The sequence below is a fragment of the Rhodococcoides kyotonense genome (genome assembly GCF_001645385.1).
Taxonomy (GTDB): Bacteria; Actinomycetota; Actinomycetes; order Mycobacteriales; family Mycobacteriaceae; genus Rhodococcoides; species Rhodococcoides kyotonensis_B.
Genome location: NZ_LVHI01000005.1, coordinates 102,523 through 115,623, shown reverse-complemented (window position 1 = coordinate 115,623; position 13,101 = coordinate 102,523). Strand labels below are relative to the sequence as shown.

Sequence of the window (13,101 nt, the reverse complement as noted above, 5' to 3'; positions counted from 1 at the left end):
TCGGCATCAGTTGAGTCCTGCGTAGGAGTGAAGTCCGGAGACGACCATGTTGATGATGAACAGGTTGAACAGCATCGCAACGAATCCGACGATGTTGATCCACGCCGCTCGGGTATCGCGCCATCCACTGGTGGCCCGGGCGTGCAGGTACGCGGCGTAGACGATCCAGGTGATGAACGAGACCGTTTCCTTCGGATCCCACCCCCAGAATCGCCCCCAGGCGGCCTCGGCCCAGATCGCACCGAGAATGACACCCATCCCGAACAGCGGAAAAGCGAAAATCGTTGTCTGATAGGCCAATCGGTCGAGCGCCCGCGCGGTGGGCAACCGCGCGGCGAATCGGCGCATCCTGCTGTCGGCAGGGCCACTGTCGGACAGTCGAATTCGGATCAAGAACAACACGCTCGCGGCACCGGAAATGAGAAACACCCCACTACCGAGCGAGATGATCGACACGTGCACCGGCAGCCAGTACGACTGTAACGCCGGCACCACCGGCGCCGCATTCGCGTACAGCACGGTTCCGGCGACGAACAACAGAATCAGAGTAGGAACGAGAACGAACAGCCACAGCGTGCGCAGGTGCTTCGAGCGCAAGACGACGAGTCCGACCAGAACTCCGGCCGCGCATGTGACGGAAACGAATTCGTACATGTTCCCCCAGGGCGGCCGACCCGTGGCGACGCCGCGAAGCACGATCGATCCCACATGCAGAATCAATGCGATTATCACCAGTCCCAGACCCATACGCTCGAGTCGTTCGGACGCTGCTCTGCGCGGGGCGGCGACCACCAACCCCGGTGTCGACGATGACGCGGCGGTGACCAACTCCCTCGTCGCGGGCTCGGTTTCGCGAGTCACCGCCGTCCGGGTGGTCGCGAGCTGCGCGATGAACAGGATGGCAGCGAGGAGGTAGACCACGAACGCGGTCTCGAAGGAGACATCGCTCCAGCGGGCGAGAGTGTCATCGATGGGCATCGAGCGGCTCCGTTTCTCTGTCGGTGGTCGTATGTCGGTTGTCGGCCATCAGAATTCGCGCATGCAACATGTCGAATTCGGATCCCCAGCCGGCGTGGTCGGTCCGCGCGAGACCGCCCATCTCGACGGCAGATGTCCGCTCGCCCGCAGATCGGACGCGGAAGAAGACTCGGCGGCGCTTGATCACCAACGAGATCAGCAAGCCGGTCATCATCGTGACGGCGAAGACGAGCACCCAAGGCTGTGCGGGGTCGTATCCGACCTGAAGGTTCGCGAATTCCTTGGCGCCGTCGAATCGAACATTGGTGCCATCGCTGAGCGTTGTCGATTCACCGGGCCGCAAGTTGACGCGGTCTTGCTTGACCAGCCGGCCCTGATTGATCATCTCCTTGTTCAACGAGAAGATCGATTGAGGGAACCCGGTGTCCAGGCCTGTGTCGCCCTTGTAGATGTCGATCGCGACTGCAGGGTCGAACAGTTCGGGGAACCGTGACGAGAGCAGGGTTCCGTTGAACTGGGCGGTGGGCGCGAAGAGCCCTTCGATGGCGATCTGTCCCCGACGTCGTTCATCGGCCGTGGCATACGTGCCACCGGGTGGGTCGATGCGCAAGGCCCCGCTGCTGAGGAAGGTGGTGGCGTCGTCGGGCCGAAATTGCAGGGCCTCCGTGCGACTCTGCCCGTCGGGGAACGTGACCGTGAATTCGGGCGCGTATCCATGCCCGGTGAGGTAGACGCGTTCGCTGCCCAGTCGCAGGGGCTCGTTGACCTTGAGTTGGAAGTCTCTCCAGGTGTCGGTGGCGATGTCGTCGGCAGACTGATAAGAGATGTTCGAGGTGAACATCGATGCTTGTCCGTTGTCGAGGTAGTCGGCTGTGAAGTCCTTGACCCGGATGCAGAACGGCTCGAGACCGGTCCCGTCGGTGCTGTTTCCAGTTCGGAAGGAGTCGTACACCGCAGGAGAGGTGTTGCAGAAGCCCGGGCCGTTGTCGGCGATGACGATGACCGAACCTTCGTAACCGACGAGCTTTCCGGTGGCGATGGCCGCGAGGAGTCCGATGAGCGAGAAGTGAAAGAGCAGATTCCCCGCCTCCCGGGCGTACCCCTTCTCCGCGGACAGCGTGACGATTCCGTCGGGTTCGGACCGAACGGCCGTTCTCCAGCCTTTCAAGTGGGTCCGGATACCGGCGACGACGTCCGGTGGGCCGCCGGCAAGGTCGCCGGCCTGATACAGCGGAAGCCTGGCCAGATTTCGCGGAGCTCGAACTGGCTGTGCACGAAGTGATTTCGCGTGTTCGAACATCCGCGGTGTGAGGCACCCCATGAGCGAGACGAACAGTAGAACGTAGATGGCGGTGAACCAGAAGCTGCCGAACACGTCGAACAGTTCCACGGTGTCCATCAGCGGTCCGAGGACCGGCCGTGCGGCGATATAGGAGTCGACGGCTTGGGTGTTGAGGTTGCGCTGCGGCAGTAGGGCCCCCGGGATCGCGGCGAGCGCAAGCAGAAACAGCAGAACCAAGGCTGTGTGCATCGAGGTCAGTTGTCGCCAACGATTGCGAAGCAGAGCAACGACTGCGCGAGAGCGTCGCTGTCGGGGAGGGCCCGAGCCTTCGTCCACTGTCACACCTTTCGATCCGCATCTCAACTACTACGCTGCATAGTAGTTGAGAGGTGGATCGGAGCTGGAGTTGGTGTCCTTCGTAGCGAATAGCCGAGCGCAAGAAGAGCACTCGCGGTCGCGATCCACTGCGGGAGGTCCCCGGCGACAGTGGCGGGGGTGAGCCCCGTACCGAGTGTGATCGATGTGACCACTGCCGCCGAGGTGAACAGCTCCGTCTCGCCCGAGATCGACCCACGCGCGTCGATGACGGCGCTGACGCCGCTGGTGGCCGCGACGACGACGGGGCGGCCGTGTTCGACTGCACGCACCCGCGACATCGCGAGCTGTTGATAGGTCATGTTGGTGCGGCCGAACGTGGCGTTGTTGGTGGGCACCGCGATCAGGCTTGCTCCGGCGCGAACGGACTCGGTGAGCAGTGGATCGAAGGCGACCTCGTAGCAGGTCGCGACGGCGAGCCGGACACCGGCGAGGTCTACGACACCGTTGCCGTCACCGGGGATGAAGTTTCCCGCCTGGGCGGCGAACGGAGCGAGAGCAGTGACAAGGGGGCGTAGCGGCAGATACTCCCCGAACGGTACGAGCTGGCGTTTGTCGTGCTCCTGCCCGGGCCCGGTCTCCGGGTCCCATACGATGGACGTGTTCCGGGACGTGCCGTCGTCCTGCTGCAGTACCGCCCCGACGAGGATCGGAACCCCGATCGCCTGTGCTGCCTCATCGATCCGTTGCGCTGCATCGAGATTACGTAGCGGATCGATATCGGAGGAATTTTCCGGCCAGATGACCAGATCCGGTTGGTCCACCCGGCCGGAGCGAACCTCGGCGGCGAGCTCGATCGTGCGTTGTACGTGATTGTCGAGCACAGCCCGCCGTTGGCTGTTGAAATCGAGACCCGATCGGGGCACGTTACCTTGGATCGAGGCGACTGTGATCCGTTCTTGCGCAGCTGGAGCGAAGTACGGTGCCGCTACGGTCACCGCCGCGACGGCGACGGTCGATCCCAGGCACGCCACGCGTCGACCACGACCGGAGACGACGAACAAGGCCATCGCGCTGCCCGTCATGACGACGACGAAGGACAGACCAGGAGCACCGGCCAGTGAGGCGAGGGGAAGAAGGGGGCCATCTGCTTGACCGAATGCGATTCTTCCCCAGGGAAATCCGCCGAAGGGAATGCGAGATCGAATGGCCTCCATGGCAACCCATGCACATGCGATCCAGACGAATCCGAAACGCAAGCGGGACAACCGATCCACTGTTGCCCCGAAGATCGCCACGAACAGCGCCTGGATGGTGGCCAGTGCCAACCACGGCGCTGCGCCGACGTACTCCCCCACCCACGGGAGCAGAGGTAGGAACAGCGCTAGGCCCATGATCATGCCGTAGCACGCGCCCGCGCGGGCGGATTGTCCACGCACGGTCGCCACGAACATCGCGATTGCCACTGGCGCGAGAATCCACACTCCGATCGGCGGGAAACTGGCGTACAAACCCAACCCCGCCGAGGCGGCTGCGGCAAGCCGGATCCCGATACCGAATCCGCGCCTGGAACGTCCGCGACGAGGCTGCTCCGGATCGTGGTCACCGCACGGTGATGGTCCGATCGGTCCCGCATCGGGTGTAACCGTCATCAACGCTTCCTGACATCATCGTTCGCCGCGGAAGCCCCACCGTACATGAACTACTATGACGAATAGTATTTGACGTGTGATAGTGCCAGCGGCAACGGCAATGTCGACAACAGTCGAATCTCTCTGATGCACAACCGAAGCGAGGGCCGATGAAACACCACTCCGCCGCGCGGCTGCGCCTGTCGACCTCGGCGCTCGTCGCCATCTTGGTGGTGCTCTCCCTCGGTGCAGGCTCGTGGGCCCGGCGGAGCCTTCCCGGGACTCCGGCCGAACTGGGACCACTGCAACTGCGGCTGACGTTCAACAGCGGGGTGGCCTTCGGCTTGGGCAACGCCTTGCCGCTCTGGGTCGTTACTGCCGTGACCGGCTCGATCACGGCAGGGCTGGCGCTGTACGCCTGGCGCGCCGCCCGGGAGGCCGGACCGGTGACTATGATTGCGCTCGGTTCGATCCTGGCCGGTGCCGTGTCCAATGTGATCGACCGTCTCGTCAACGGAGCGGTCACCGACTACTTTCATACCGGCTGGTGGCCGACGTTCAACCTGCCCGATGTCTACATCACCTGCGGCGTCGCGGCCTTGATCGTGACATCGCTGCTCACACACCCTCAGACCGAGCTCGAGCCCCGTTCCGGCGAGTCGGCAGCCCCCGGCGTCGGCGAATGAACCGGTAGTCGTCGCCGGGAGCTACGACTACCAGTTCATCTCCCGGCAGCGGCCTTCCCCATCGGCGGGCTCCACTTGCAAGGTCGCGTGCTCGAGCCCATAGTCCTCGCCCAGAATTCGCTGCGCCGTAGCGAGCACACTCGGCGATTGCGCACCAGGGGTGATGGTCAGATGCGCCGATGCGACCTCCATTCCGGACGTCAGTGTCCAGATGTGCAGATCGTGCACCTCGTCGACACCGTCGACGCCGCTCAGCGACTTCTCCACTGCAGTGACATCGATGCCGGCAGGGGCATGTTGCAGAAGTATGCGCACCGCGTGGCGGCCCAGACTGAATGCACGAGGCAGGACGAACAACCCGATCGCGACGGCGATCACGGGGTCCGCGTACCGCCAGCCGAGCACGACGGTCACCAGACCACTGATCAGCACTCCGATCGAGCCGAGCATGTCGGCCATGACCTCGAGATAGGCACCCCGAACGTTGAGGCTTTCCTGCGCCCCGCTGCGCAGCAGCACGAACGCGATGACATTCATCGCAAGACCGAGCACCGCGACGATCATCACCGGCACACCAGGCACCTGGGGCGGGTCCGAAATACGCTGTGCGGCTTCGAAGAGAATCCAACCCGCCACACCGAACAGAAGCAGGGCGTTGAACAGTGCTGCGAACACCTCGGCTCGGTACAGGCCAAATGTGCGATCGGAACGCGTCGTTCTCCGTTGTGCGAGCTTGATCGCCACGATTGCCATCAAAATTCCGAACACATCGGTGAACACATGCGCGGAGTCCGACAGCAACGCCAACGAGGACGTGTACAAGCCCACCACGACTTGCGTCACGAGAGTGACCGCCCCCAGGCCGACTGCAATCCACAGTCGTCCTAGATGTCTGCCGGAGGCGCTCGCCGCCGAGTTCGCGTCGATACCGTGGCCGTGTCCATGTCCGTGCCCCATGATCGCCCCTTTCGGATCTGTTCGACGCAACATATTGTGATATGCGCATATATGCAACTAACCGTTTGGTTCATGCTTGCCGGACCGGCCCGGTCGTGTCAACTATGCTGCGTAGTATTTCCCGGTCGGTGAAGCAGGCGCACCCGCCTGCTTCACCGACCGACCACGAAAGGTCCTCTACATGTCCACCGATGCCCAGGAGCGCCGCGGTGCTGTGAATCGACGCACCGGAGCCCAGGTGATCCTGTTGTGCGCTGCCATCGCCGGCATCGTCGCGGCACTACTCGCGGCACTGTCGACCTCGCAGGCCCTGATTCTGTTGGGAATCCCCGATCCCGGGGCACTGACGACGTTCGGGATTCCGGCGCTCACGGCGCTCGGGGAAACATCGGCCGTCGTGGCAGTGGGATCCTTGCTGCTGGCGGCGTTTCTCGTTCCGCCGCAGAGATCGGGAGTGCTCGACATCGACGGCTACGTCGCCGTGCGCGCTGCAGCGAAAGCCTCCGCGGTGTGGGCGGTCTGCGCGGCGCTTCTCGTTCCGTTGACACTCTCGGATGCCTCCGGTCAGCCGGTCGGGGCGATCGCCGGCCAGCCGCTGCAGTTTCTGCGTGCCATCGGCGACGTCGATGTCGCGACCGCTTGGATGTTCACCTCCTTGATCGGGGCAGCAACCGCTGTCGGATGCGCGATAGCATTGCGGCACAACTGGACTCCAGCTCTGCTCACCATGGCGTTGTTCGCGCTGATGCCCCGAGCGGTGAGCGGCCATTCTTCGACCGGCGGTAATCACGACATCGCCACCAACTCGTTGATCCTGCACATTCTCGCGGCAGCTCTATGGGCGGGTGGACTACTCGCGCTACTGGTTCACGCTTTGCGCGGCGGAGGGCACCTCGCACTCGCCACTCGCCGCTACTCCACGATCGCACTGATCGCGTTCGTGACCATGGCCGCATCCGGAGTGATCAACGCCGCCGTCCGGGTGCCGCTGGACTCGCTGTGGGAGTCCACCTACGGAATCCTGGTACTCGCCAAGGTCGCCGCCCTGACCGTCGTCGGCGTCCTGGGGTGGCGTCAACGACGAAACACGGTCGGCGCACTCGCCCTCGACCCAGCCAACCGAAAGCCCCTCATCACCCTGTCCCTGATCGAGGCGCTCGTGTTGGTCACCACGATCGGCCTCGCTGTCGCTCTGGGGCGCACTCCCCCGCCCGCCCCTGAATCGACCGAACTACCCCAAGCCCATGAGGAAGCACTCGGCTTCGTGCTCGACGGCCCGCCCACCGCAGCACGCCTGGCTTTCGAATGGCGATTCGATCTACTGTTCGGCTCGGCAGCAATCCTGCTGGCAACGCTGTACCTGATCGCACTCCGTCGCCGCCGCGCAGCAGGGCTGACATGGCGACGACGATGGACCGCCAGTTGGCTCGCGGGGACCGCGGTGCTGTTGATCGCCACATCGTCCGGCGTCGGTCTCTACAGTCCGGCGATGTTCAGCGTGCACATGGCCGGATTGACCGCAGTGGCGATCGCGACACCGCTGCTACTGGTGATCGGGCGCCCGATCACGCTGGTGGCATCGATCCTGCCGACAGCATCACCCGGCGCTGCTCCCGGACTTCGACGATGGCTGTCAGCAGCGTTCCACAGTCGAACGACCGCGTTCTTGCTCAATCCATGGATCGGTGCAGCGATGCTACTGGGGAGCTTCTATCTGCTGTATTCGGGCGGAGTGTTCGATTTCGTCGCCGATTCGCATGTGGCACACGCGGCGATGAAAGCGTGGTTCCTGATCGTGGGCCTGTTGTTCTTCTGGGGCACCGTCGGGCTCGATCCCACGCCCCGGCCGATCTCCGGGCTGTCCAAGCTGTTGTCCAGCATCCTCGCCTTGGCAGGCTTCGCGTTCTTCCTGGTCTCGCTCATCGACATCGAGACAGCGCTGGGCGGCACCTTCTACAGCGGTCTACGACTGGACTGGAACTCCGATCTACTCGCCGATCAACGACTCGCGGGCAACCTTGCTTGGGGCATCGGCGAACTCCCTCTGTTGGCTGCCGCCGTCCTCGCGGCGGTGCGCTGGTCCGCAGCTGACGAGAACGCAGCACGGCGGCGAGACCAAGCCATCGACGACACCGGTGATGAGGAACTCGACGCCTACAACTCCATGCTGGACGACCTTTCGTCTCGACCGGGTAACGGCTGACTCGCGCACACCCTCCTCGGACGTCTCTCCACGACCGGGGAACATGGCGTCTGACCAGCGCCGATTCCCCATCGCGAGATCCTCGGCGAAAAACTATGCGGAATAGTAGTAGCCTGTCCGTTGACCGTCACCAATTCGTTATCTCCCGCAGGCTTTCAAGTCGCGTGAGCAACCGAGGACTCACCTTTTGGCCCGACACCGCAAACCCGACACCATCGACGACGAGCACTCGTTCGCCGTCCACCGGTCGACCGAACGAGCTGTGCCGGATAGGGGCAAGCTACCCAGTGCCCAGTTCCTCCCGTCGCGCTTCGTGGTCCCGGCATCCACTTCACTGTCGGTCCCAACGGTTCCAGCGCTCGACATCTCGCTCGAACGACGCACACCATGGCTCGACGAGCAGGATGGGGATCCGCCCGCTGCCGCGGAAGGCGTTCCGGAGCTGCACAAGGCGGCGTCAGTCGGACACCACCGCACCGAGGGGCACGGCCGAGTGCGCCGACTCGGTGCACATCGGCGCCGAGTCCCCAAGCCGGGAGGACGCGCCGTCGCGGCCTCTGTGGCAGTCGGTGCGTTTTTGTCCGCAGCTGCCAGTTCACAGGACGCACCGGCCGAGCATGTGGCGCTGAGTGCATCGAGCAGCGACCAGCCGTCCGCCGGCCTGGCCCAGGGCAGTGCCGCTGGGGTGGAACCGGCCCAGATCTTGCAGGTGCCCGATCTCGACGTCGGCAAGCTTGCCCGACGATTTACCGAGCAACTGGCCGAGGGCAGGGCGAGAGAGGTCGAGCGGGCCGCACGCGAGGCCGAGGCGCGCCGTCCCCTGACGTTGGTTCCGGTGTCGGGGACCCTGACCTCGAACTACGGCGCGCGGTGGGGCACGACGCATTACGGTCTCGACATCGCCAACACGATCGGAACTCCGATCGTGTCGGTGACCGACGGTGAGGTCATCGAATCGGGACCGGCGCAGGGGTTCGGGTTGTGGATCCGAGTCAAGCAAGACGACGGCACGATCGGCGTCTATGGCCACATCAACGAAACGCTGGTCACTGCCGGTCAACGAGTGAAAGCCGGCGACCTGATTGCTACGGTAGGAAACCGCGGTCAGTCGACCGGCCCACATCTGCACTACGAGGTGTGGCAACCCGACGGGGTCAAATCCGATCCGATGGCATGGCTATCCGCTCGCGGTGTGGATGTCACCTGATGACGACAAGGGAAAATGTGCGATGAAGAGGCTCGGCGACCTCGAAGCAGAAGTGATGAACGTGCTGTGGGAGTGCACGGAGCCGCAGTCGGTCCACGATCTGCTCGCGCACATGGCAGATCGACAGTTCGCGTACACAACCATCTTGACCGTGGTGACCCATCTCCACGAGAAGGGATGGGTCGAGCGCACCAAGGTCTCGCGCGCCTATATGTACTCACCCGCGCAGACACGTGCGGAAGCGACGTCACAGGCGCTGCGAGAAATTCTGGACACCAGCCACGACTCCGCCGCAGTGCTAATGCATTTCGCGAAGACGGTTACCGACGACGAGCTCCAAGCCCTACGCGGCAGCCTCCCGGACGCCGACCGATGATCGTCGCGCTGGCGCTCGTGCTCGCGGCCGTGCTGTCGGCCCTCACTGGACCACGGTGGCTCGCATCACTCACGCGGACCGTGTCGCCTGTACTTGCTCTGTCTGCGTGGATCGGGACCGTCGCGGGTGTGTTCTTTCTGCTCGGTTCGGCGGTGGTGGTGCTGATATGGCCCGACCATGCTCCCGCGGAAGGATTTGTCGAGCTCGCGGTTCGATGCCTGGGTTCACTGCAACATGCCGTTCAACCATGGGTGGGAGAAGCCGCCGCAGTCGCCGCCGCAGCAGTGTTCGTCGGTGCAACCGTGCGGTTGACGCGTCTGGCCCGACGACAGATCAGAACCCGATCGCAGGTACGCAACCAACACCTGGACGTCCTGGCGATAGTGGCTCGTCGACAAGCCGGTCCGGATCCGGTCATGTGGCTCGATCATCCCCTGCCCCTGGCCTACAGCATCGACGGACGACCCGGATATATCGTGGCCACCGCCGGCTTGGCCGAGCGTCTCGACTCCGAACAGCAACGGGCAGTCCTGCTGCATGAGCGCGCGCACCTGCGCGGCCGACACCACCGCATCGTCACGCTCTGTGAGATCTTGGCCGCAGCGTTCCCGCGGGTTCCCTTGTTCGCTGCTGCACCGGCGGCGGTCCGTATGCTCGTCGAACTCGCCGCAGACCGGGCTGCAGCCGACGGAACCAGCCCCGAGGCGGTGCGCGCGGCACTGTCGAGGGTCTGCGGATCCGACTCCGACTCCCCCCGGCCGGACTGGGCGTTGGGCGTTTTCAGCGAGTCGACCACCGAACGGCTGCGGCAACTCGACGGAAAGTCGGAACCCGGCACACGACGTCGCGCGGGTGCCATCACAGCGATCGCGATGCTTCCACTGCTCGCACCCACCGCCTTGGCCGTGATCTCCCTCAGTGCCGTATCCGCCCTGGCGTGCATCACGTTTCAGACCTGACCCTAAATACTATGCAGCATAGTATTTAGGTTATTCTGGCGAGCGCGTTCCTTTTCGTGTTCGACAGAAGGTGGTTTCCATGACGGCGCTGACATCTCCTCCCGCTGCGCCAGCGGTGCGGCCCTACCCTCCGCGTCGAGCACGTAAGGGCTCGTTCCTCTACACGATGATCACCACCACCGACCCGAAAGTCATCGGGGTGATGTATCTGGTGACCTCGTTCGGCTTCTTCCTCGTCGGCGGACTGATGGCCCTGATCATGCGGTCCGAACTCGCCGTTCCTGGTATGCAGTTCTTGTCCAACGAGCAGTACAACCAGCTGTTCACCATGCACGGGACGATCATGTTGCTCCTCTACGCAACGCCGATCGTCTTCGGATTCGGCAACTACATTCTGCCGCTGCAAATCGGTGCGCCGGACGTCGCCTTTCCGCGACTGAATGCCTTCAGTTACTGGCTCTACCTCAGTGGCGCTCTGGTCACCACCGCAGGGTTCATCACTCCCGGCGGCGCGGCGGACTTCGGCTGGACCGCCTACACGCCGCTCAGCAGCGCCATCTACTCCCCCGGTATCGGCGCGGACCTGTGGATCGTCGGCTTGCTCGTTGCCGGACTGGGCACCATCTTGGGTGGGGTCAACATGATCACCACGATCGTGTGTCTGCGTGCCCCGGGCATGACCATGTTCCGCATGCCGGTCTTCACCTGGAACATTCTGGTGACGTCCATCCTCATCCTGCTGGCATTCCCGCTGTTGACGGCGGCCCTGTTCGGGCTGCTCGCCGACCGCAAGCTCGGCACCCACATCTTTGATCCCGCGAACGGCGGGGCGCTGCTGTGGCAGCATCTGTTCTGGTTCTTCGGCCACCCCGAGGTCTACATCATCGCGCTCCCGTTCTTCGGTATCGTCTCGGAAATCTTCCCGGTCTTCAGCCGTAAACCGATCTTCGGCTACAAGGGCCTGATCTACGCCACCCTCGGTATCGCAGCACTGTCCATCGCGGTGTGGGCACACCACATGTATGCCACCGGAGCAGTGCTCCTACCCTTCTTCTCCTTCATGACGTTCTTGATCGCCGTTCCGACGGGAGTGAAAATCTTCAACTGGATCGGCACCATGTGGCGCGGACAGGTCACCCTCGAATCTCCGATGCTCTTCTCCATCGGCTTCCTCATCACCTTCGTCTTCGGCGGACTCTCCGGCGTGTTGCTGGCGAGCCCCCCGATCGACTTCAACGTCACCGACACCTACTTCGTCGTGGCCCATTTCCATTACGTCGTCTTCGGCACGGTCGTGTTCGCCACCTACGCAGGCATCTACTTCTGGTTCCCCAAGATGACCGGCCGGATGCTCGACGAACGCCTCGGCAAATGGCATTTCTGGCTCACCTTCCTCGGTTTCCACGCAACCTTCCTCGTCCAGCACTGGCTCGGCGCGCAAGGCATGCCTCGGCGCTACGCCGACTACATCCCCTCCGACGGCTTCACCACGTTGAACCAGATTTCCACAGTCGGATCGTTCATCCTCGGAGCTTCGACGCTGCCGTTCATCTGGAACGTGTTCAAGAGCTACCGCTACGGTGAGGTCGTCACCGTCGACGATCCGTGGGGCTTCGGTAACTCGTTGGAATGGGCGACGAGCTGTCCGCCGCCGCGGCACAACTTCACCGAGATCCCTCGCATTCGCTCCGAGCGACCTGCGTTCGAGCTGCACTACCCGCACATGGTGGAAAAAATACGGGCCGAGCAGCACGTTGGTGGCCCACACCCGGATTCGATCGCACCGTCGGAAGTGATCACTGAATCCATTGCAGGAAAAGATGATTCCGACCCGCCGAGCTCGCTCCGCTGACGCGGAACCGACTGCAGTCCAGCCCATCTCATACAGAAAGCATTCACGTGAAACGACTGTTCTTGATCGCTGTAATGATGTGCGGCGCAGCGCTTGTCGGCGCGTCCCCAGCGGCGGCGCATAGTGAGTTGGTCAGCTCGGATCCACCTGCCGACGTCACGCTCGAATTCGCGCCGATCGGTGTGGGATTGGTGTTCAACCAGAACATCAACGAATCCTTCGCAACCATCACCCTGGTCGGTCCGGACGAGCAGCAATGGTCGCAGGGCTCGACAACCGTCGACGGACCCGATGTCACCATTTCCGTCAAAGACGGACTTCCCAATGGCGACTACACCGTCGGGTATCGCGTGACGTCGGCCGACGGGCACCCCATCACCGGGTCGTACGGATTCTCGGTCGACGTCGCCGCGACCACCGCAGTCGATCAGAACGCCGCATCACCGGAATCGTCCGCTGCTGGAGCCGTGACCACGACGACACCGTCTTCAGTGCCTGCGTACGATCCGGCCGATCCCTCGGCCAGCGAGGGCGAGCGGCCACCGAAGCAGAACACGATGATGCTGCTGTCGATCGTCGCCATCGCCGTCCTGCTCCTCGGCGCCATCGCACTGGCATTGGTGTTCCGGGCGAAGAACAAGCAGTGATGCCCGGG

Annotated in this window: 11 protein-coding genes; 7 read left to right on the top strand and 4 right to left on the bottom strand. The window is 63.4% G+C overall.

Annotated elements, in window-relative coordinates:
• Positions 1 to 6: 6 nt before the first annotated feature.
• The 3 genes from ccsB to lnt form a co-directional block, all read right to left on the bottom strand.
• A complete protein-coding gene (ccsB, locus tag A3K89_RS04735; protein ID WP_068422563.1) occupies positions 7 to 978 on the bottom strand; it encodes a c-type cytochrome biogenesis protein CcsB in 972 nt (323 codons plus the stop codon).
• Positions 965 to 2,509 (bottom strand): cytochrome c biogenesis protein ResB, encoded by a 1,545-nt coding sequence (locus A3K89_RS04730; protein WP_084423589.1) that lies wholly within the window; start codon positions 2,507 to 2,509, stop codon positions 965 to 967. The genes ccsB and A3K89_RS04730 overlap by 14 nt, the downstream gene beginning before the upstream one ends.
• A 110-nt stretch (positions 2,510 to 2,619) precedes the next feature.
• A complete protein-coding gene (lnt, locus tag A3K89_RS04725) occupies positions 2,620 to 4,227 on the bottom strand; it encodes an apolipoprotein N-acyltransferase (protein ID WP_084423579.1) in 1,608 nt (535 codons plus the stop codon).
• A 149-nt stretch (positions 4,228 to 4,376) separates the two neighbouring features.
• Between lnt and lspA the strand changes: the two genes are divergently transcribed.
• Positions 4,377 to 4,892, top strand: a complete 516-nt coding sequence (lspA, locus tag A3K89_RS04720) for a signal peptidase II (protein WP_068422557.1) — start codon at positions 4,377 to 4,379, stop codon at positions 4,890 to 4,892.
• A gap of 27 nt (positions 4,893 to 4,919) precedes the next feature.
• On the opposite strand, the gene A3K89_RS04715 is transcribed toward lspA, so the two are convergent.
• The gene (locus A3K89_RS04715) at positions 4,920 to 5,849 is read right to left on the bottom strand and encodes a cation diffusion facilitator family transporter (RefSeq protein WP_068422554.1); all 930 of its coding nucleotides are present in this window, start codon (positions 5,847 to 5,849) and stop codon (positions 4,920 to 4,922) included.
• Between the two features lie 181 nt (positions 5,850 to 6,030).
• Between A3K89_RS04715 and A3K89_RS04710 the strand changes: the two genes are divergently transcribed.
• The 6 genes from A3K89_RS04710 to A3K89_RS04685 all read left to right on the top strand — a co-directional run bounded on the left by A3K89_RS04710 (position 6,031) and on the right by A3K89_RS04685 (position 13,093).
• Positions 6,031 to 8,052, top strand: a complete 2,022-nt coding sequence (locus A3K89_RS04710; protein WP_068422552.1) for a cytochrome c oxidase assembly protein — start codon at positions 6,031 to 6,033, stop codon at positions 8,050 to 8,052.
• A gap of 187 nt (positions 8,053 to 8,239) precedes the next feature.
• Positions 8,240 to 9,259 (top strand): M23 family metallopeptidase, encoded by a 1,020-nt coding sequence (locus tag A3K89_RS04705; RefSeq protein ID WP_254303420.1) that lies wholly within the window; start codon positions 8,240 to 8,242, stop codon positions 9,257 to 9,259.
• Positions 9,260 to 9,281: 22 nt separating this feature from the next.
• Positions 9,282 to 9,635: a BlaI/MecI/CopY family transcriptional regulator gene (locus A3K89_RS04700; protein ID WP_068422549.1), complete on the top strand. Its 354-nt coding sequence runs from the start codon at positions 9,282 to 9,284 to the stop codon at positions 9,633 to 9,635.
• Positions 9,632 to 10,594 carry a M56 family metallopeptidase gene (locus A3K89_RS04695; RefSeq protein ID WP_068422546.1) on the top strand — a complete coding sequence of 321 codons (963 nt, stop codon included), beginning with the start codon at positions 9,632 to 9,634 and terminating at the stop codon, positions 10,592 to 10,594. The genes A3K89_RS04700 and A3K89_RS04695 overlap by 4 nt, the downstream gene beginning before the upstream one ends.
• A gap of 79 nt (positions 10,595 to 10,673) precedes the next feature.
• The gene (gene ctaD / locus A3K89_RS04690) at positions 10,674 to 12,446 is read left to right on the top strand and encodes an aa3-type cytochrome oxidase subunit I (RefSeq protein WP_068422543.1); all 1,773 of its coding nucleotides are present in this window, start codon (positions 10,674 to 10,676) and stop codon (positions 12,444 to 12,446) included.
• A 47-nt stretch (positions 12,447 to 12,493) separates the two neighbouring features.
• On the top strand, positions 12,494 to 13,093 hold the full coding sequence (locus A3K89_RS04685; RefSeq protein WP_068422540.1) for a copper resistance CopC family protein: 600 nt from the start codon (positions 12,494 to 12,496) through the stop codon (positions 13,091 to 13,093).
• The last annotated feature ends 8 nt before the right edge of the window (positions 13,094 to 13,101 follow it).